This is a genomic window from Streptomyces sp. NPDC017991 (assembly GCF_044328075.1).
In the GTDB taxonomy this organism is placed as follows: domain Bacteria; phylum Actinomycetota; class Actinomycetes; order Streptomycetales; family Streptomycetaceae; genus Streptomyces.
Map to the genome: position 1 here is coordinate 357,585 of NZ_JBIRGP010000001.1, position 18,669 is coordinate 376,253.

16 protein-coding genes are annotated in these 18,669 nt (G+C 70.3%); 4 read left to right on the top strand and 12 right to left on the bottom strand.

Annotated elements, in window-relative coordinates; genetic code table 11:
• Positions 1 to 212 precede the first annotated feature (212 nt).
• Positions 213 to 2,534, top strand: a complete 2,322-nt coding sequence (locus ACH4DZ_RS01450; protein WP_398284835.1) for a beta-L-arabinofuranosidase domain-containing protein — start codon at positions 213 to 215, stop codon at positions 2,532 to 2,534.
• Positions 2,535 to 2,609: 75 nt separating this feature from the next.
• Here the strand turns inward: ACH4DZ_RS01450 and ACH4DZ_RS01455 are convergent, their stop codons facing one another.
• From ACH4DZ_RS01455 to ACH4DZ_RS01480, 6 genes are read right to left on the bottom strand one after another with little or no spacing between them, the layout of a single operon-like run.
• Entirely contained in the window at positions 2,610 to 3,485 is an 876-nt protein-coding gene (locus tag ACH4DZ_RS01455; RefSeq protein ID WP_398284836.1) for a phosphogluconate dehydrogenase C-terminal domain-containing protein, read from the bottom strand.
• Positions 3,485 to 4,294, bottom strand: a complete 810-nt coding sequence (locus tag ACH4DZ_RS01460; protein WP_398284837.1) for a sugar phosphate isomerase/epimerase family protein — start codon at positions 4,292 to 4,294, stop codon at positions 3,485 to 3,487. The genes ACH4DZ_RS01455 and ACH4DZ_RS01460 overlap by 1 nt, the downstream gene beginning before the upstream one ends.
• A complete protein-coding gene (locus tag ACH4DZ_RS01465) occupies positions 4,294 to 5,073 on the bottom strand; it encodes a triose-phosphate isomerase (protein WP_398284838.1) in 780 nt (259 codons plus the stop codon). The genes ACH4DZ_RS01460 and ACH4DZ_RS01465 overlap by 1 nt, the downstream gene beginning before the upstream one ends.
• Entirely contained in the window at positions 5,073 to 5,564 is a 492-nt protein-coding gene (locus tag ACH4DZ_RS01470; protein WP_398284839.1) for a ribose-5-phosphate isomerase, read from the bottom strand. Before ACH4DZ_RS01470 ends, ACH4DZ_RS01465 begins: the two co-directional genes overlap by 1 nt.
• 11 nt (positions 5,565 to 5,575) lie before the next feature.
• Positions 5,576 to 7,321 (bottom strand): dihydroxyacetone kinase family protein, encoded by a 1,746-nt coding sequence (locus ACH4DZ_RS01475; protein ID WP_398284840.1) that lies wholly within the window; start codon positions 7,319 to 7,321, stop codon positions 5,576 to 5,578.
• Positions 7,318 to 8,685, bottom strand: coding sequence for an MFS transporter (locus ACH4DZ_RS01480; RefSeq protein ID WP_398284841.1), 1,368 nt, complete (start codon positions 8,683 to 8,685; stop codon positions 7,318 to 7,320). Before ACH4DZ_RS01480 ends, ACH4DZ_RS01475 begins: the two co-directional genes overlap by 4 nt.
• A 257-nt stretch (positions 8,686 to 8,942) precedes the next feature.
• On the opposite strand from ACH4DZ_RS01480, the gene ACH4DZ_RS01485 reads away from it, so the two are divergent.
• Positions 8,943 to 9,707 (top strand): FadR/GntR family transcriptional regulator, encoded by a 765-nt coding sequence (locus ACH4DZ_RS01485; RefSeq protein ID WP_398284842.1) that lies wholly within the window; start codon positions 8,943 to 8,945, stop codon positions 9,705 to 9,707.
• A gap of 298 nt (positions 9,708 to 10,005) precedes the next feature.
• On the opposite strand, the gene ACH4DZ_RS01490 is transcribed toward ACH4DZ_RS01485, so the two are convergent.
• Positions 10,006 to 10,638 carry a response regulator gene (locus ACH4DZ_RS01490; RefSeq protein ID WP_398284843.1) on the bottom strand — a complete coding sequence of 211 codons (633 nt, stop codon included), beginning with the start codon at positions 10,636 to 10,638 and terminating at the stop codon, positions 10,006 to 10,008.
• Positions 10,635 to 11,927, bottom strand: a complete 1,293-nt coding sequence (locus ACH4DZ_RS01495) for a sensor histidine kinase (protein WP_398284844.1) — start codon at positions 11,925 to 11,927, stop codon at positions 10,635 to 10,637. The genes ACH4DZ_RS01490 and ACH4DZ_RS01495 overlap by 4 nt, the downstream gene beginning before the upstream one ends.
• 237 nt (positions 11,928 to 12,164) lie before the next feature.
• On the opposite strand from ACH4DZ_RS01495, the gene ACH4DZ_RS01500 reads away from it, so the two are divergent.
• Positions 12,165 to 12,731, top strand: a complete 567-nt coding sequence (locus tag ACH4DZ_RS01500; RefSeq protein ID WP_398284845.1) for a heme-binding protein — start codon at positions 12,165 to 12,167, stop codon at positions 12,729 to 12,731.
• An 80-nt stretch (positions 12,732 to 12,811) separates the two neighbouring features.
• Entirely contained in the window at positions 12,812 to 13,303 is a 492-nt protein-coding gene (locus ACH4DZ_RS01505; protein WP_398285439.1) for a nucleotidyltransferase domain-containing protein, read from the top strand.
• Between the two features lie 82 nt (positions 13,304 to 13,385).
• Here ACH4DZ_RS01505 and ACH4DZ_RS01510 read toward each other — a convergent pair whose 3' ends face one another.
• The 4 genes from ACH4DZ_RS01510 to ACH4DZ_RS01525 form a co-directional block, all read right to left on the bottom strand.
• Positions 13,386 to 15,002 carry a glycoside hydrolase family 13 protein gene (locus tag ACH4DZ_RS01510; protein ID WP_398284846.1) on the bottom strand — a complete coding sequence of 539 codons (1,617 nt, stop codon included), beginning with the start codon at positions 15,000 to 15,002 and terminating at the stop codon, positions 13,386 to 13,388.
• 213 nt (positions 15,003 to 15,215) lie between these two features.
• Entirely contained in the window at positions 15,216 to 16,091 is an 876-nt protein-coding gene (locus ACH4DZ_RS01515; RefSeq protein ID WP_398284847.1) for a carbohydrate ABC transporter permease, read from the bottom strand.
• Positions 16,092 to 16,111: 20 nt separating this feature from the next.
• Positions 16,112 to 17,074 carry a carbohydrate ABC transporter permease gene (locus tag ACH4DZ_RS01520; RefSeq protein WP_398284848.1) on the bottom strand — a complete coding sequence of 321 codons (963 nt, stop codon included), beginning with the start codon at positions 17,072 to 17,074 and terminating at the stop codon, positions 16,112 to 16,114.
• Between the two features lie 74 nt (positions 17,075 to 17,148).
• Positions 17,149 to 18,567: an ABC transporter substrate-binding protein gene (locus ACH4DZ_RS01525; protein ID WP_398284850.1), complete on the bottom strand. Its 1,419-nt coding sequence runs from the start codon at positions 18,565 to 18,567 to the stop codon at positions 17,149 to 17,151.
• Between the last annotated feature and the right edge of the window lie 102 nt (positions 18,568 to 18,669).

Genomic DNA, 18,669 nt, shown 5'->3' on the forward strand with positions numbered 1-18,669 from the left:
GTGTTGGCGGCGTCGTCCGCACGCCTATCATCCGTGCTTGTCGAAGAGTCGACCATTGTTCGACATGACGAACAGCAGCGCACAGTGTGCGCGGGTGAGCCGCCCGCGAGAAACCGGAATCCGCTTCAGCGCCGAGGCGCCGCACCCGCGCGTACCGCATCCCGGCGCCCGCCGCCCCACCGGCCCATCGACCCATCCGGAAAAGGTGCAAGATGTCCTCTTCGCTCAGCAGACGACGCCTCCTGCAAGCGGCCGGGGCGACGGTCGCCGCCTCCACGGCCGGCCCGGTCGTCGGCGCCTCCCCGGCTCAGGCGGCCGTCCCTCCCGCCCGTGCCGACATCGGGGTCTCCGCGTACTCCTTCGGTTTCGGCCAGGTGCGGCTGACCGCGAGCCGGTGGCTGGACAACCAGAACCGTACGGCCGCCTATCTGCGGTTCGTGGACGTGGACCGGCTGCTGTACGTCTTCCGCGCCAACCACAAGCTCTCCACGGCCGGCGCGGCGGCGAACGGCGGCTGGGACGCGCCCGACTTCCCCTTCCGCAGCCATGTCCAGGGGCACTTCCTCACCGCCTGGGCGCAGTTGTACGCCGTCACCGGGGACTCGGTCGCCCGGGACAAGGCGGTCCGTACGGTGGCGGAGCTGGCCAAGTGCCAGGCCAACAACAGCGCCGCCGGATTCGGCGCCGGCTATCTCTGCGGCTACCCCGAGTCGGACTTCGCCGCCCTTGAACAGGGCACCCTGAGCAACGGCAACGTGCCGTACTACACGATCCACAAGACGCTCGCCGGGCTGCTGGACGTGTGGCGTCTGCTCGGCAGCACCCAGGCCCGGGACGTGCTGCTCGCCCTGGCAGGCTGGGTCGACACCCGTACCGGCCGGCTCACAGGTCAGCAGATGCAGACGATGCTGGGCGTGGAGTTCGGCGGCATGAACGACGTGCTGTGCGACCTCTACCAGCAGACGGGCGACGCGCGGTGGCTGACCGTCGCCCAACGCTTCGACCACGCCGCGGTGTTCACCCCGCTGGCCGCGAACTCGGACCAGCTCAACGGACTGCACGCCAACACCCAGGTCCTCAAGTGGATCGGCGCCCTGCGCGAGTACAAGGCCACCGGCACCACCCGCTACCGGGACATCGCCACCAACGCGTGGAACATGACCGTCGGGACGCACACCTACGCCATCGGCGGCAACAGCCAGGCGGAGCACTTCCGCGCGCCGAACGCGATCGCCTCGTACCTGAGACAGGACACCTGCGAGAGCTGCAACACGTACAACATGCTCAAGCTCACCCGGGACCTGTTCGCCGTGACCCCGAACCGGGCCGAACTGTTCGACTTCTACGAGCAGGCATGGCTGAACCACATGATTGGCCAGCAGAACCCGGCCGACGCCCATGGCCACGTCACCTACTTCACGCCGCTCGATCCGGGCGGCCGGCGCGGTGTGGGTCCGGCCTGGGGCGGTGGCACCTGGAGCACCGACTACAACAGCTTCTGGTGCTGCCAGGGCACCGGCGTGGAGACGCACACCCGGCTGATGGACTCCGTCTACTTCCACGACGGGGGCTCGACGCTCACCGTGAACCTGTTCGTGCCGTCGGTGCTCACCTGGTCCCAGCGCGGTATCACCGTCACCCAGACCACCACGTTCCCGACCGGCGACACGACCACGCTCAAGGTCACCGGCAGTGCCGCCGGAACGTGGGCGATGCGCATCCGCATTCCCGGCTGGACCACCGCCGCCACGGTCAGCGTCAACGGCGTGGCGCAAACCCTCACCACCACCCCCGGCACCTACGCCACCCTGACCCGGGCCTGGACCTCCGGCGACACCGTCACGGTACGTCTGCCCATGCGGGTCGTCGTGCGGCCCGCCCCCGACAGCGCGAGCACCGCCGCGGTCACCTACGGGCCGGTCGTGCTGGCGGGCGACTACGGCGACAGCACACCCGGCGGGCTGCCGCTGCTCGACACCGACACCATCACACGCAGCAGCGGCAGCGCACTCGCCTTCACCGCGACGGCGAACGGCTCCGCCGTGGATCTGGGCCCCTTCCACGACGCGCACGGCTTCAACTACACCGTCTACTGGAACACCAGCGGCATCGCCCCCGCGTATGTGCGCCTCGCCAACGTCGCCAGCAACCTGGTACTGGGCATCCAGGACATGTCCACCGCCGACGGGGGCCTCGCCCTCCAGTGGACCGACAGCGGCACCGCCGACCACGACTGGGAGTTGATCGACGACGGGGCGGCGGTCCGTATCCGGAACGTCAACAGCGGCAAGGTCCTCGGGGTGCGGGACATGTCCACCGCGGACGACGCGAGCGTCCTCCAGTGGGCGGACAACGGCACCTCGGACCACCTGTGGACACTGCTCGACCAGGGTGACGGCACGTACAAGATCCGTAACGTCAACAGCGGCAAACTGCTCGCCGTCGCGGGTGGCTCCACCGCTGCCGGGGCCTTCGCGGTCCAGTCGCCCGACGACGGCACCGCCGACAACCGGTGGCGCATCGTGCGGATATGACACAGGCTCTCGACGAGCCGGAGCCGGTGCGGGCCCGTCAGGTGGCCGGCACCGGCTCCGGTGGACCGGGACGCGTCAGCGGTTGATCTGCTTGATCTTCAGCATGCGCGTGATGACCTTGTCGAGCTCGTCGTCCTCGAAGACCTTCTTCCAGTCGTCGCGCACGATGGACTCGCGGCCGTAGTCCATGGCGATCAGGCAGGCGTCCGAGAACGGGTTGGAACCCTTGAGGGTGTTGGCCAAGGCGACCTGGGTGTGGCCCAGGAGCATCGCGCGGGCCGCCTTCTCCGGGACGCCGACGGTGTGGACCGTCTCGTGCAGCGCCTCGGTGAGGAGGGCGCCGACCATGCAGGCGATCGTCTCGACGAGCGTCGGCTCCAGGACGGCGAGCTGCTTGACGGTGACCCAGTGGACGTCGACCACGGGCGCGTACATCACGCGGATGACCGAGTCGGCCAGCTCCTGCTTGGCCTCGTCGCCGCCCTCGTACGCGGCGACGACCTCCTGCGGGGCGGCGATACCGCCGAAGGTGTCCTGCCACTCCTCCTTCGTCGTGCGCTCCAGGAACACCGACGGGTGGCAGGGGTGGGCACACGCGTAGTGGATGTCGGCGCGGTCGAACAGCAGACCCGCGTACGCGGCGGCCGGGTCGAGGGTGAGCACTACCGTGCCGGGCCTCATCAGCGGGACGAGTTCCTCGGAGACCTTGCCGAGGACGACGTCCGGGACGGCGAGGACGACCACGTCGGCCTCGGCGACGGCGTCGGCGGACCCGGTCAGTTCGCGGCCGAGGCCGCGGATCAGCTCCTGGCCCTTGGGCGAGGCCTCGCTGAAGAGCACCCGGAAGTCGCTCTCGACCAGGTTGTTGGAGACACGCTGGCCCATCTTGCCGGCGGCCCCGATGACGGCGACGGTCCTGACGTCGACCTGGGTCTGGATCTCGGTGGCCATTACTCGCTCCTCAGAAGGGTGTTGATGCTGTGCTGTGTCCACTGGTCTTCGAGCCGGGCGGTGGCGTCGAAGCCCTCGTCGTACCACGGGAGCCAGTGCTCCACGATCTGGTTGACGCCGTCCGCGTCCGGCCGGGCAGCCCGTACGGCGGCGATCATCGCGTCGTAGTCCAGGAGGCCTTCTCCGAGGGGGCAGCCGGCGTAGGTGAAGCCGACCCAGCCGTCCCTGCGGGTGAAGGCGAAGTCCTTGACGTGGATGTTCACCACGTGCGGCGCGGTGGCGGCCACCACGTCCGCGGGGCGTTCCAGGCGGGCCACGCTGTTGCCCGGGTCCAGGACGACACCGAGCCGCTCGCTGCCGACCCCGCGTACGACAGCCAGCAGGTCGTCGGTCGACACCTGCTCGTAGGTCTCCAGGCCGAGGGTCACGCCCGCGTCCTCGTAGCGGGGCACCGCCTCCTTGAGGAGGGATACCGCCTCGGTGGTGTCCGGCCGGTGGTCCGCCGTGTTGAGCATGGAGCGGACCAGTGTGACGTCCAACCGCCGTGCCATGTCGAGGTACTTGAGCAGATGGCCGGGGCGGACGCCGCGCGTGCCGAGTTCCAGGCGCAGGCCGAGGTCGTCCGCGGTCGCGCGTACGTCTGCCAGCTGTGCGGAGTCGTACGACTCGATGGGCGCGTAGTCGCAGATCTGGAAGACCTGGCCGCCCAGTCGGGCGGTGTCGCGCAGCATCTCGGGGAGCGTCATCGGCCGGGGTGCCCGGTCGGAGAAGCGCCAGAAGTACGCGTACGTACTGATGCCGTGGGCCATCACGCCACCGCCGCGTCGGCCGGGGCGCTGATCTCGTCGAGGATCGCGCGGACGTTCTCCGGGTCGTGGGCGAAGCGGCCGAGGAAGAGGCCGTCCGCCGTTCCCGCGAGGCGGGTGAGCAGGCCGGGGCCCGCGCTGCCGCCGTAGATGACCTGTGAACCGGCGTGCCGGGGGCGGGTGTTCAGCCAGTCGCGCAGGGCTGTGCAGACGGCGGCGATGTGTTCGGCCGAGGCCGGTTCCGGTGCGCCGATGGCCCACTGGGGCTCGTAGGCGAGGACGACCGTGCCTTCCAGGCCGTGCAGGAGGCGGGCGGCCTCGGCGACCGTGCGTTCGGCCGCTTCCCGGGGTGTCCCCCGGTCGCGTTCGCCGATGCACAGGACGGGGGTGAGGCCGTTGCGCAGGGCGGCGGCCGTCTTGGCGGCGACGACCGTGTCGCCCTCGCCGTACAGGCGGCGGCGTTCTGCGTGGCCGACCTCGGCGTAGCGGCAGCCGATCTCCTTGAGGAGGGGGCCGCCGACCTCGCCGGTGTACGGGCCGGTGTCCTCGGTGGCGATGTCCTGGGCGCCGAGCGCGATGCCGTACGGCGCGAGGATTCCGGCGGCCGGGATCAGGGTCGGGAAGGCCGGCAGGACGAAGAGTCGGGCCTCGCCGGAGGTCACGGCGGGGTGCTCGGCGGCCAGGGTGGCTATTTTCCGGGCCCAGTTGAGCGTCTGGTGGTGGCCGAAGTACATCTTCAGGCTCACCCCCAGCAGGAGGGGCGGCCGGGTCGGGGCGGGCATCAGGCCGCCGCCCCGGCGTCGGATGCCTCGGTGGCGTCCTCGTAGTCGCACATGAGCTGCACCTTCGCCGCGGACGCGGACGTCTCGTCGAAGCGGTAGGTGAGCCATTCGGCGGCGAGGCGGCGGGCGAGTTCGAGGCCGACGACGCGCTGGCCGAAGGTCAGGATCTGCGCGTTGTTGGAGAGGACCGCCCGCTCGACGGAGAAGGAGTCGTGGGCGGTGACGGCGCGGATGCCCTTGACCTTGTTGGCCGCGATGGCCACGCCCAGGCCGGTGCCGCACACCAGCAGGGCGCGGTCGGCCTCGCCGCGGGCGACCATCTCGGCGGCGGCGATGGCGACCTTGGGGTAGGCGGTGTGTCCGTCGGCGTCGACGCCGACATCGGTGACCTCGGCGACCAGCGAACTGCCCAGCAGGTCCTGCTTGAGGGCTTCCTTGTACTGGTGGCCTGCGTCGTCGGATCCGACGACGATACGGAGCTTGTCGGTCATGGCGGCTTTCCTCAGTGCTGGTCGAGCGGGTGGTCGGGCAGGACGCCGTGTACGGCGCGGGTGATGAGGGCGAGCGAGTGGGCGCCCGCGTCGGGGGTGCCCAGGGACTTCTCGGCGTGCGGCCGGGCGCGGCCCTTGCGGGGCAGCAGGTCCGCGGTGGCGGCGGCTGCCTTCTCGGCGGCGAGGGCGGCGCGCTGCCAGGACTCGGTGAGCGGCAGGCCCTCGCCCGCGGCCTCGCCGAGGGTGTCGGCGAAGGGTACGAGGACGTCGACCATCGTCTTGTCGCCGACCTCGGCCCCGCCCAGGCGGCGTACGGCGTCGGAGGCGTCCGAGGCTCCCCGGGCGACCGCGGTGGCGGTCGGGGCGTCCTGGTCACCGAGGCGCGTACCGAGAGAGCGCAGGATGGTGCCCCACAGGGCGCCGGAGGTGCCGCCCGCCTTGTCGGCCCAGGCGTCTCCGGCGTGGCTCAGGACGGTTCCGGCGCCGGCGCCCAGGTCGTGGGCGCGGACGGCTGCCCGCAGGGCGGCGGTGGAGCCGCGCCGCATGCCGATGCCGTGGTCGCCGTCCCCGGCCACCGCGTCGATGCGGCCGAGTTCGTCGGCGTGGGTGTCGACGGTGTCGGCCAGGGCGTTCAGGGCCGCCAGGACATGGGCGGCCGAGCCGCGGGACTCCTCGGTGGCGTCCGGGACACGGGTGTCGTCGATGTCCTCGACGAGGAGCACTGCCTCGGCCGCCGACTCCTGTGCGACGGGGGCGCCCTTGCGGTAGGCGGGGGTGTCGGCCGGGGCGCGCCACAGTTGCTCAAGTCGGTCGTCGAGCCAGGTCAGCGTGAGGGACACGCCTGCCATGTCGAAGCTGGTGACGAGTTCGCCCACCTCCGGGTCGACGATGTCCACGCCCGCGTCGCCGAGCAGGGCGGCGACCTTGCGGTAGACGACGAACAGTTCCTCGTACTTGACCGAGCCCAGGCCGTTGAGTATCACGGCGGCGCGCTGTCCGTCGGGCGTGTCGACGCCCTCGGGAAGTTCCTTGAGGAGGCTGGCGACCATGAGCCGTGCCGCCTCGTCGGCGGTCGGCAGGGATTCCTCGCCGATGCCGGGCTCCCCGTGGATGCCGAGGCCGACCGCCATCCGGGCCTCGGGGACGGTGAACAGGGGGTGGTCGGCGCCGGGCAGGGTGCAGCCGGAGAAGGCGATGCCGAAGGAGCGGGTGCGGGCGTTGGCGTGTTCGGCCACGCGCAGCACCTCGGCGAGCGGCAGGCCCTCCTCGGCCGCGGCTGCGGCGGCCTTGAAGACGGGCAGGTCGCCCGCGATGCCGCGCCGCTTCGCCGACTCCTCCGGCGCGGCGGAGGAGATGTCGTCGGTGACGGCGAAGGTACGGGCCTCGATGCCGTCGCCGGCCAGGCGTTCGGCGGCCTGTCCGAAGTGGAGTACGTCGCCCGCGTAGTTGCCGTACATCAGCAGGACGCCCGCGCCGCCGTCGGCGGACCGTGCCACGGAGCGGATCTGCTGGGCGGAGGGCGAGGCGAAGACGTTCCCGACGGCGGCGCCGTGCGCGAGGCCGCGGCCGACCAGTCCGGAGAAGGCCGGGTAGTGGCCCGATCCGCCGCCGACGACGACGGCGACCTGCCCGGCGGGGGTCCCGGCGGCGCGGACGACGCCTCCGGTGACGGTTCGCACCCAGCCGCGGTGGGCGGCGGCGAAACCTTCGAGGGCCTCGTCGGCGAAAGCCGCGGGGTCGTTGAAGAGCCGGGTCATCGAAGGGCCTCCATGGGCTTGTTCTCTGCAGCGGGGGCCGGCTCCGCGGTGCCGCCCCGGGCGGAGAGCCAGATCATCAGGACGGCGGACAGGAGCATGAAGAAGCCGACCAGGTAGAGCGGCACGTAGTAGTCACCGGTCCAGTCCTTGAGCCAGCCGGTGATGTAACTGGACGCGAATCCGGCGACGTTGCCCGCGGTGTTGATGAGGGCGATACCGGCGGCTGCCGCGGCTCCGGTCAGGAAGCGGGAGGGTACGGACCAGAAGACGGGCAGGGCCGCGAAGATGGAACACGCGGTCACGGTGATGACCGCGACCGTGGCGGTCGGGGAGCCCATGTAGAGGGCGAGCGGGATGGTGACACCGCCGACCACGGCGGGTCCGGCCACGTGCCAGACGCGCGTGCCGTGCTTGGTGGCGTGGCGCGTCCAGAAGAACAGGACGATCGCGGCGGGCAGGTACGGGATCGCGGTGATCCAGGCCTTGTCCATCACGCTGAACGTGGTGTCGTACTGCTCCTGGAAGCCGTCGATGATCGTCGGCAGGAAGAACGCGAGGGCGTACAGGCCGTAGACGAAGCCGAAGTAGACCATCGCCAGTACCCAGACACGGCCGTTGGTGAAGGCCTTCTTGAGGTCGCCCTTGGCGTGCTTGTCGTCGTGGCCCGTCTTCCGCGCGTTCTCCGCGGCGAGTTCCTCGGTCAGCCAGGTGCGTTCGGCGGGCGTGAGCCACTTGGCGTCGGCGGGCTTGTCGATGAGGTAGAACCACGCGATGACGCCCAGGAGGATGGCCGGCACCGACACGAACAGGAACATCACGCGCCAGCCCTCAAGGCCGAACAGACCGTGGTGGCCGATGAGCCAGCCCGCCAGCGGGGCGCCGAGGACGGTGGTCAGCGGCTGCGCCAGGTAGAAGAGCCCGAGGATCTTGGTGCGGTGCCGTGAGGGCACCCACTGGCTGAGGAAGAGGATCGCTCCGGGGAAGAAGCCCGCTTCCGCCACACCGAGCAGGAACCGCAGGGTGTAGAGCTGGCCCGTGCTGTCCACCCAGGTGAACAGGAGGGAGACGATGCCCCAGGTCACCATGATCCGGGCCAGCCAGCGGCGGGCGCCGAAGCGGTGCAGGGCCATGTTGCTGGGGACCTCAAGCACGATGTAACCGAGGAAGAAGATCCCGGACGCGAAGCCGAACTGGGCGGCGGTGAGCGCCAGGTCCTGGCCCATGCCGTTCGGCTCGGCGAATGAAACGGCTGTGCGGTCCAGGTAGTTCACGAAGAACATCAGTGCCACGAACGGCACGAGGCGGACTGAGACCTTCTTGATGGCAGTTCTTTCGACTGCCGCGGATGGCGTGTCGGCAACCATGGCGACTCCTCGGCTCGCCCGGACAGCTCCGTCCGGGGTGGGTCAGGCCGGACGGCTCGCCGCAGGGGTGGCCGACCGGAACGGTTTCACGCTATGCCGACTCCTCAAATTGGTCACCAATTTACCAATGTGAGGACGGTCTCATATTCGACCCTCTCGCAACTCTTGACAAATCCGTCCTTCGGCACGACTTCGACACGTCCTTGACACGGAGGAACCGGCTGGTCAGCCCGCTGGGCGGCCCATCTGGTTGACTGGTGACCGTGACCAGTCAGCCCGACGATCAGACCTCCGGGGCCGTCCCCGACCTCGCCCGACTCCTGCGCCCCGTGGTGCGTGAGTCCTCCGTCAGCGAGGTCGCCAAGCGGCTCCTCGACCACCTGTCGGCGGGCGACATCAAGCCCGGCACCCGGCTGCCCGCCGAGCGCCAGCTCGCCGAGGCGCTCGGCGTCGCCCGCTCCAGCGTCCGCGGGGCGCTGTCCGCGCTGGACGTGCTCGGCATCATCGAGATCCGCCCCGGCTCCGGCTCGTACGTGCGCGAGGGAACGTCGGAGTTCCTGCCCCGGGCGATCAACTGGGGGCTGATGCTGGGGCAGCGGCGTACGCAGGATCTGGTGGAGGTGCGCACGTATCTGGAGGCGGTGTCGGCCCGGCTGGCCGCGGAGCGCGCGACGGACGAGGACCTGGCACGTCTGGAGGAGCATCTGCAGCACATGCGGGCGGCCGGGGGTGACGCCAAGGCCTTCATCGATGCCGACATCGACTTCCACCTGGAGCTGGCCCGCATCGCGCGCAACAGTGTGCTGAGCGACATCCTGCACAGCATCCGGGCGTTGCTCCAGGTGTGGATGGAACGGGTCAGTGACATCGAGGGCACGGTCAGTGGGACGTTGTGTGAGCATGACGCGGTGCTGGGGGCGTTGCGGGCGCGGGATCCCGAGGGGGCGGATCGGGCGATGGCCGAGCACATGGTGATGGCCAGCCGGCGGCTCCGGGAGTCCGTCGACGCGGAGACCCCGTAGCCGGCTCCGGCCCGGCTGTGCCCGCCCCCAACGGCGCCGCCCGTTGTGGCAGGCGTACACGATTGCGCAGTTCCCCGCGCCCCTGAACAACGCCCCCTGCCCTTAGGGGCGCGGGGAACTGCGCGACCAGCCACCACCGGCCCACAGACAAAAGACAGCCGATCACCCCCCAGCCTTCAGGGGCGCGGGGAACTGCGCGGCCAGCCACCGTCGGCCCGCAGGCGAAAGACAGCCGGTCAGGTCCCTGTTCCGGCCGTCGCCGGTCGGCGGGCGGCAGGCGGTCGGTCGGTCCCCCCGGTCACGGGAGAACGCGGCGCTCCTTCGCGACGGACACCGCGCCCGCCCGCGTATCGACGCCGAGCTTCTCGTAGATGCGCCCCAGATGCGTCTTCACCGTCGCCTCGCTGATGAACAGCGCCCGAGCGATGTCCCGGTTGCCGAGCCCGTGGGCCAGCTGCCCGAGGATGTCCCGCTCGCGATCGGTCAGCGCGGCCCGCGGCGCCCGCAGATTGGCCATGACCCGGCCGGCGACGGGCGCCGACAGCGTCGTACGCCCCCGCGCCGCCGCACGGATCGCGGCGAACAGCTCCTCCGGCCGCTCGGCCTTCAGCAGGTAACCCGTCGCTCCGGCCTCGATCGCCCGGGTGATGTCCGCGTCGGTGTCGTACGTGGTCAGGACCAGGACGTGCGGGGCGGCCGAACCACTGGTCAGACGGCGGGTCGCCGCCACGCCGTCCATGCCCTCGCCGAGCTGCAGGTCCATCAGCACCACGTCGGGACTGAGCCGCGCGGCCAGCGCGAGCGCCTCCTCGCCGGTGCCCGCCTGGCCCACCACCTCGATGTCGGGTTCGCTGTCGAGCAGGGCGAGCAGCCCGGCGCGTACGACGGCGTGGTCGTCGCAGACCAGGAGGCGTACAGGCAGGTCGGTCATCGCGGTGTCTCCTCGGTGTGCGGGGCGACCGGGACGGTGGCGGTCAGTACGGCGCCCTCCCCCGGCGTGGACTCGATGGTCAGGGTGCCGCCGAGCTGCCGTACCCGGGCCCGCATCGCCCGGATCCCGTGTCCGCGCTCGCCGGACGGAGCATCCGAGACGGCGGCGGGGTCGAAGCCGCGCCCGTTGTCGGCGACGTCGAGGACCACCTGATCGTCGAGCCGGGTGAGCGTGAGCGCGGTGGCCGTGGCGCCCGAGTGCTCCCGGACGTTGGCCAGTGCGCCCTGGGCGATCCGCAGGAGCGCGGACTGCGCGCGGTCGGGCAGTGGGACCGTACCTCCGCCGCCGCCACCGCCGTCACCGTCGATGTGTACGCGGACACCCAGCCCGGCGCCGGACTCGCGCGCCGCGAGCGTGCGCAGCGCCGCTTCGAGGCCGCCGCCACTGGCGAGGTCGGCAGGCGCCAGGTCGTGCACGAAACGGCGCGCCTCGGCGAGGTTGTGCTCGGTGACGGACGTGGCGGTACGGACGTGCTCGCGGGCCTTGGCCGGGTCGGTGTCCCAGGTCCGCAGGGCGGCCTGGAGCAGCATCTGCTGGCTCGACAGCCCCTGGGCGAGGGTGTCGTGGATCTCCATGGACAGCCGCTGGCGCTCGGCGAGGACGCCCGCGCGGCGCTCGGTGGCGGCCAGTTCCCGGCGGGTGCCGATCAGGTCGTCGATGAGAGCGCGCTGTCGGACCGCCTGCCGCCGCATGTGCACGAAGACCGCGGTGGCGAGGGTGGCGACGGCCGCTGGGCCGACGACCAGGTCGAGGCTGAACCGCGGCGCCAGCGCGAGCTGCGCGGAGACGACGAGGAACGTGAGGAACGCGACGAGGAGGTACGCGGCGACGGGCGGCAGGGCGCGCAGCGCGGCGTAGAACAAGGGCACCGCCACCCACGCGAGACTCGGCGCGCCGACGACGAGCACCGCCCAGGTGGCGACGACCGCTCCCAGCCGGATCAATCGTGGCGCGGGTGGCCATGAACCCGGGTCGCGCGACGGGGGTGTCCCGCCGGTCACGACGGTGTCGATCGCGTAGAGGACCGCCAGTACGACGGCCAGGCCGACCACCCAGGGAGCGCGTGGCTCCTCGGCGTGGCGCTGGACGAAACGGGTCAGGGAGGTGGCCAGCAGCACGAAGAAGACGACATGCATGACCAGTGCCAGTCTGCGCTCGTCCGGATCGCCGGCGGGAACCGCGTCGCCATGACGCGGATCCGGGGGCGAACCGCTCTGATCGGACCGCACGTAAGCCTCCTGAACTGGGTAAACACCTCCATTGTTGCCCAACGGGACGGTCCGGGGGTCAACCGATCGGTTGATGCCCGTGTCGGCCGTTCCGCGCGCCGCGTGCAGCCGATGCACCGACCGCCGGGCGCCCTTCCCGGACCCACGATGGATGACGGGGAAGGGCGGCCCGCACAGCCGGGGCCCGCCATCTCCACCCCTACACATCCATCCGCGCACCTTGAGGAATGGGCAGCCATGAAGCACGTCGAGAAGGTCTCCCGCCGTACCCGCGTCGTCACCGGTGGCGCCCTCGTCGCCGCCGTCACCCTCGGCGGTTACGGCGCCTATTCGGCGAGCGCCGCTTCGTCGGTGCCCGCCGCCCAGGCAGCGGTGAAGGCCGACGCCTCGAACAAGAACCTGACGCAGTCCACCCGACTGACGGTCGACGCCGCGAGCCGGGCCGCGCGGGCGGCGCTCGACGCGGCGGGCAAGGACAACCAGCGCGTCTCCGTCGCCGTCGTCGACCGCGACGGCAACACCGTGGTGACCCTGCGCGGCGACGGCGCCGGCCCGCAGTCGTACGAGTCCGCCGAGAAGAAGGCGTACACGGCGGTGTCGTGGAACGCGCCGACCTCCGAGCTGGCCAAGCGCCTGGAGCAGGCCCCGAACCTGAAGGACATCCCGGGCACCCTGTTCCTCGCGGGCGGGGCGCCGGTCACCGCGAAGGGCGCGCCGATCGCGGGCGTCGGCGTGGCGGGCGCGCCGTCCGGCGACCTCGACGAGAAGTACGCCCGGGCCGGTGTCACGGTGCTGGACAAGTAGGTTCCCGGCTGCCGGCAGCTTGCCGACTGCCCCGAATCCATTCGTCCGCCCAGTCGTTGAGCGGCTACCGTACTCGCGTGATGACCGCTGACGACGTACTGTCCGTGCTCGCCGTGTTGCGTGAGGCAGCCGTCGATGTCTGGGTGGGCGGGGGGTGGGGTGTCGACGCTCTCGTCGGGGAAGAGACACGTCCGCACCGCGACCTGGACCTGATGCACCGGAAGGACCAGGAGCAGACCGTCGTGGCGGCCCTCGCCGGGGCCGGTTTCGCCGAGACGGTGGACTGGCGTCCCGTGCGGTTCGTGGTCACGGACCCGCACGGCCGCGAGATCGACCTGCACCCACTGGCCTTCGCGTCGGACGGGTCCGCGGTGCAGGCCTCCCCGGACCCGCACCGCCCGTTCGTCTATCCCGCCCCGTGCTTCGTCGGCGGCACGATCCGGGGGACCGCCGTCCCGTGCCTGTCGGCCGACCAGCAGGTCTACTTCCACCAGGGGTACGAGCCGACCGACCGCGACCGTCATGACATGGCTCAGCTCCGGCGGGTCTTCGGCGTCGCCACGCACTTCTGACCGCACATTTGACCGCACATTTGACCGGACTCCTGACCGGACTCCTGACCGCACTTGCGGCTTCGTACCGGCTGATGTGTTCTCAACTCCGCAGCCACACCGCCGTGTCGGAGGGCAGCCTGCCGTCGACGTCCAGTGGCCCGCTGGCGAGAAGCACCTCCGTGTGGTCCGGCAGGGCGGCCGGACTGTCGGCCAGGTTCACCACGCAGGTGAGGTCCGGGGCACGGCGGAAGGCGAGGACGCCGTCGGAGGAGGGCAGCCAGCGCAGGGGGCCGTCGCCGAGGGCCGGGTCGGCGCGGCGCAGTTCCAGTGCGGCACGGTAGAGGTTGAGCATGGAATCGGGGTCGTCGGCCTGGCGGTCGGCGGCGTACGCGGGCCAGCCGTCGGGCTGGGGCAACCAGGGTTCGACCGCTGAGCCGAAGCCGGCGTACGGGGCGTCGGCCGTCCATGGCAGCGGGACCCGGCAGCCGTCGCGGCCCGGGTCGGTGCCGCCGGAACGGAAGTGCATCGGGTCCTGGATGCGGTCCCGGGGGATCTCCGCCTCGGGCAGGCCCAGTTCCTCGCCCTGATAGAGGTAGACGGAGCCGGGCAGGGCGAGGGTGAGCAGGGCGGCGGCGCGTGCCCTGCGGGTGCCGAGCCGCAGGTCGGTCGGCGTGCCGTAGGTCTTGGTCGCGAAGTCGAAGCCGGTGTCCTGACGCCCGTAGCGGGTGACCGTGCGGGTGACGTCGTGGTTGCACAGCACCCAGGTAGCCGGAGCGCCCACCGGGGCGTGTTCGGCGAGGGTGTCGTCGATGGCCGCGCGGAGTCTGTCGGCGTCCCAAGGGCAGGACAGGAAGCTGAAGTTGAACGCCGTGTGCAGTTCGTCGGGGCGGAGGTAGCGGGCGAAGCGCTCGGAGTCCGGCAGCCACACCTCACCGACGAAGACACCCCCGTACTCGTCGGCGATCCGCCGCCAGGAGCGGTAGATCTCGTGCAGGTCGTCCCGGTCGATGTACGGGTGGGGGTCGCGGCCCTCCACGAACTCGGGCAGGTCGGGGTCCTTGGCGGGCAGTGCGGCGGAATCGATACGCACGCCCGCCACGCCGCGCTCGAACCAGAACCGCAGCACCTCCTCGTGTTCCTCCCGCACGGCGGGGTGGGCCCAGTTGAGGTCGGGCTGCTGCGGGGTGAACAGGTGCAGGTACCACTCGCCGTCCTCGACCCGGGTCCAGGTCTGGCCGGAGAACTGCGAAGGCCAGTCGTTGGGCGGCAGTTCGCCGTGTTCGCCGCGGCCGGGGCGGAAGTGGAAGAGCTTGCGCTCGGGGCTGCCGGGTCCGGCGGCGAGTGCGGCCCTGAACCAGGCGTGCTGGTCGGAGACGTGGTTGGGCACGATGTCCACGATGGTGCGGATGCCCAGCTCGCGGGCCTCGGCGATCAGCCGCTCGGCCTCGGCCAGGTCTCCGAAGGCCGGGTCGATGGTGCGGTAGTCGGCGACGTCGTAGCCGCCGTCGGCGAGCGGGGACAGGTACCAGGGGGTGAACCAGATGGCTTCGACGCCCAGTTCGGCGAGGTAGGGCAATCTCGACCGTACGCCCGCGAGGTCCCCGGTGCCGTCTCCGTCGCCGTCGGCGAAGCTGCGCGGGTACACCTGGTAGATGGCGGCTCCGCGCCACCAGTCGTCGGTGTGTCCGGGGGTCGTTCCGGGCTGAGGGGCTGCCACGTGTCGGTCCTTTCGGGGCAGGGGTGGTTCTCCGCCGCCGCCCCGGACAGCGAGGCGTCGGGAACGGGGCGGCGGCGGAGGATCGGTGGGGGCGCCTGCGTGGTGTTCACTGCGGGTGACACCCGGAACGCGTGTGCACCCGGTACTGCGGGTGACACCCGGACTGGAAGTGGTGCCCGGACTGGGAGTGGTGCCCGGACTGCGGACGCTCGGTCAGCCCTTGAGGCCGCCGGCCGTCAGTCCGCTCATGATGTTGCGCTGGAAGATGAGGAAGAGGATGAGCGTGGGCAGGGACGCGATGGTCAGGGAGGCGATCAGGACGTTCTCGGGCACGCTGGTCGCCAGGGAGTAGATGCCGACGGCGAGGGTCTGCTTCGACGGGTCGGGCAGGACCAGCATCGGCCAGAGGAAGTCCTTCCAGACACCGACGACGGCGAAGATGGACACCACGCCGAGGATGGGCCGGGAGACCGGCAGCACGATGGACCACAGGACGCGCAGGGGGCCGGCGCCGTCCATCGAGGCCGCGTCGAGCAGTTCCCTGGGGATCGAGTCGAAGAACCGCTTGAGCAGGAAGATGTTGAAGGCGTTGGTGACCGACGGGAGCCAGATCGCCCAGGGCGAGTTGAGCAGGTTGCGCTGGACGATGGGCACGTCCAGCGCCGTGAGGTACTGCGGTACGACGAGGACGGTCGCCGGGATCATCAGGGTGGCGAGCATCAGGCCGAGGATCATCTTGCCGAGCACGGGCCGCAGTTTGGACAGCGAGTAGGCGGCGGCGACGTCGAGCACCAGCTGGAAGGCGAGTGCGCCGAACGCGTAGTAGAGGGTGTTGAGGAGGAGTTTCGCAAGGTCCATCACCTCCCAGGCCCGCTTGTAGTTCTCCGCGTGGACGGAGCCTGGCACCCAGGTGGGCGGGGTCTGGACGGCTTCCTGGGTGGTCTTGAGTCCGCTGGTCACCATCCAGTACAGCGGGGCGAGGAAGGCCAGCGTGAACAGGACGACGACGAGCGCGAAGCACACCCAGTACACGGCCTTGCCGCGCGGGCGGGCCAGTTGGGCGGGCGAGATCAGCGTGCGAGTGGACATGTGCGTGTCTCCCCCGGGTCCTAGTCCTGGTCGGCGCGGTTGAGTTTGGTGTAGACGGCCGAGAAGCCGGCCAGCAGGACGAGCAGGACCAGACCGAGTGCCGCCGCGGCTCCGTAGTTGTTGAAGTTGAAGGCGTACTGGTAGATCAGGTACACGACGGTGGTGGTGGAGCCCTCGGGCCCGGCGCCGCCGGTGAGCAGGAACGGCTCGATGAAGACCTGCATGGTGGCGATGATCTGCATGAGGAGCATCAGCAGGAGGATGAGCCGGGTCTGCGGGACGGTGACGTGCCAGACCTTGCGGAACAGTCCCGCGCCGTCGAGTTCGGCGGCCTCGTACAGCTCGCCGGGTACGCCCTGGAGTGCGGCGAGGTAGATGAGTGTCGCGCCGCCCATGTTCATCCAGGTCGAGGCGACGACCACGGAGAGCATGGCGGTGTCCGGGTCCTGGAGCCACTGCTGCGCGGGGACGCCGAAGACGCCGAGTACCTCGTTGAACATGCCGTACCCGGGGTCGTACAGGTACTTGAAGAGCAGGACCGACGCCGTCGGCGGGAGCATCACCGGCAGGTAGACCAGCAGTCTCAAGTAGCCCTGTCCGTGCCGGAACTCATTGATGATCAGGGCGGTGACGAACGGTACGACGAAGCCGAGGAGCAGGGCCAGCACGGTGAACCACAGGGTGTTGCGCCAGGCCTGGCCGAAGGCCGGGTCGTTCCAGACGGTGACGAAGTTGTCCCAGCCCACCCAGCTGACGTCGCCGTCCTCGGTCTTCTGGAAGGCGAGGAGGAACTCCCGGACGATCGGATACCAGGAGAAGAAGGCGAAGCACAGCACCGCTCCGATGAGGAAGCCGTGGGCGGTGAGGTTGCGGCGCAGGGTCTTGCCGAACCCGCCGTCCGGCAGGTGCGGCGCACCCGTGCGGGACTTGCGGGGACGGCGGTCCTTGACCGCCGGGTCCTTGGTGAGGGTGGGGGCCGACATGCTCGCTCCTTGACGTGCTGCGGCGGCGCGCGGGCGGGCCGGGCGGTGATGTCACCCGCCCGGCCGCCGCACGGTCACTGGGTGGCCAGGACCTGGTTGACCTGGGACTCGGCGGTGGACAGGAGCTTGTCGATGTCGGCGTCCTTGTTGGTGAGGATGCCCGACATGACGTTGTCGAGGACCTTGTAGATCTCCTGTGCCTTCGGCGGTTCGGCCTTGCCCGGGACGGGGTTGTCGGTGAACGCCTTGAAGTTCTCCACCGGCATGGTGGCGAACTCCTTACGGGCCGCGTCGTCCTTGCTCTTGGAGCCGTTCAGCCACAGGTTGGGCTGCGGAAGCCCCACGGGCAGCGCGTCGGCCTTGGACCGCTTCCAGTCGTACTGACCCTTGCCCACTGTGGTGAACTTGAAGTTCAGCCAGGCGACGGAGGCCTTGACCTTGTCGGCCGAGATCCCCTGCTTGATCATGTAGTTGTTGCCGCCGGCGAGGGTGTTCTCACCGCCCGGGATCGGTCCCATGCCGAAGTTCTCGTACTTGGCGCCGAGTTGCTGGACCATGTACGTGACGTCGTCGGGCGCGGCGAGGAACATGCCCAGCTTGTCGGTGGCGATCTGCTTCTGGAGGTCGCCCCACTTCAGCAGCTGGGTCTTGCCCATGGAGTCGTCGTCCCAGCGCATGGCGTGCAGGTTCTCGGCGACCTGCTTGCCGGTCTCGTCGTTGAAGGCGGCCTTCTTGCCGCTCGCGTCGACGACATCGCCCCCGAGGCTGTACATCTGCGCGGTGAAGTGCCAGCCGCCGGTGTTGGCCGCGCTGTACTCGCCGAATCCGGCGACACCGCCGCCGAGGCCCGCGATCTTCTTGGCCGCGGTACGGACGTCCGCCCAGGTCGCCGGCGGGGCGTCCGGGTCGAGCCCCGCCTCCTTGAAGAGCTTGCGGTTGATGAGCAGACCCATGCGGTAGTTGCTGGTGGGCAGCCCGTAGAGCTTGCCGTCCTTCTTCAGCGAGTCCAGGACGTCGGGGTCGATGTCCTTGAGCAGCGGGACGCTCTTGTCGTTGACGTACGCGGTGATGTCCTGGGCGCCGTCGTTGTCGAGGACCTGCGGCAGGTCGGTGAAGTACGTGTAGAACACGTCGGGTTGGGACTTCGCCTTGAGCATCGCGGTGAAGCGCGGCGGTTCCAGACACTGGCCCGGTGTGGAACGTCCCTTGATGGTGACGTTCGGGTACTTCTTGTTGAACTCCTTGACGTCCTCGTTCCACTGCCTGAGCTCGGCCGCCTTCGCCGCGGGGGGCATGCAGTCGATGGAGATGGACACCTTCGTCTTCGGGTCCAGCGGTGCGGCGGGATCGGCTTTCGCGCCGTTGCCGGAGCCGTTGTCGCCGTCGTCGCCGCTGCTGCTCGTACCGCAGGCGGCGAGTGCCGTCAGCGTGAGCGCGGAAGCGAGGGTGACCGCGCCGGCGCGGCGGGTGCGGCGGAACCGAGCTCTTCTCATGGGTGGTCCCCTTCGGGCATGAACGTGGAAGGCGCCCTCATCGCCGGTGCGATGTGGGGCGCCGCACACTCAACCACCGCGAACAGATGACCGCAATATCTC

Excerpts from the sequence above, each read along its gene's own strand:
- ACH4DZ_RS01490 (WP_398284843.1), bottom strand. The coding sequence starts at position 10,638 with ATGACCGACCTGCCTGTACGCCTCCTGGTCTGCGACGACCACGCCGTC.
- ACH4DZ_RS01470 (WP_398284839.1), bottom strand. The coding sequence starts at position 5,564 with ATGACCGACAAGCTCCGTATCGTCGTCGGATCCGACGACGCAGGCCAC.
- ACH4DZ_RS01525 (WP_398284850.1), bottom strand. The coding sequence starts at position 18,567 with ATGAGAAGAGCTCGGTTCCGCCGCACCCGCCGCGCCGGCGCGGTCACC.
- ACH4DZ_RS01520 (WP_398284848.1), bottom strand. The coding sequence starts at position 17,074 with ATGTCGGCCCCCACCCTCACCAAGGACCCGGCGGTCAAGGACCGCCGT.
- ACH4DZ_RS01480 (WP_398284841.1), bottom strand. The coding sequence starts at position 8,685 with ATGGTTGCCGACACGCCATCCGCGGCAGTCGAAAGAACTGCCATCAAG.
- ACH4DZ_RS01500 (WP_398284845.1), top strand. The coding sequence starts at position 12,165 with ATGAAGCACGTCGAGAAGGTCTCCCGCCGTACCCGCGTCGTCACCGGT.
- ACH4DZ_RS01515 (WP_398284847.1), bottom strand. The coding sequence starts at position 16,091 with ATGTCCACTCGCACGCTGATCTCGCCCGCCCAACTGGCCCGCCCGCGC.
- ACH4DZ_RS01450 (WP_398284835.1), top strand. The coding sequence starts at position 213 with ATGTCCTCTTCGCTCAGCAGACGACGCCTCCTGCAAGCGGCCGGGGCG.
- ACH4DZ_RS01505 (WP_398285439.1), top strand. The coding sequence starts at position 12,812 with ATGACCGCTGACGACGTACTGTCCGTGCTCGCCGTGTTGCGTGAGGCA.
- ACH4DZ_RS01465 (WP_398284838.1), bottom strand. The coding sequence starts at position 5,073 with ATGCCCGCCCCGACCCGGCCGCCCCTCCTGCTGGGGGTGAGCCTGAAG.
- ACH4DZ_RS01475 (WP_398284840.1), bottom strand. The coding sequence starts at position 7,321 with ATGACCCGGCTCTTCAACGACCCCGCGGCTTTCGCCGACGAGGCCCTC.
- ACH4DZ_RS01455 (WP_398284836.1), bottom strand. The coding sequence starts at position 3,485 with ATGGCCACCGAGATCCAGACCCAGGTCGACGTCAGGACCGTCGCCGTC.
- ACH4DZ_RS01460 (WP_398284837.1), bottom strand. The coding sequence starts at position 4,294 with ATGGCCCACGGCATCAGTACGTACGCGTACTTCTGGCGCTTCTCCGAC.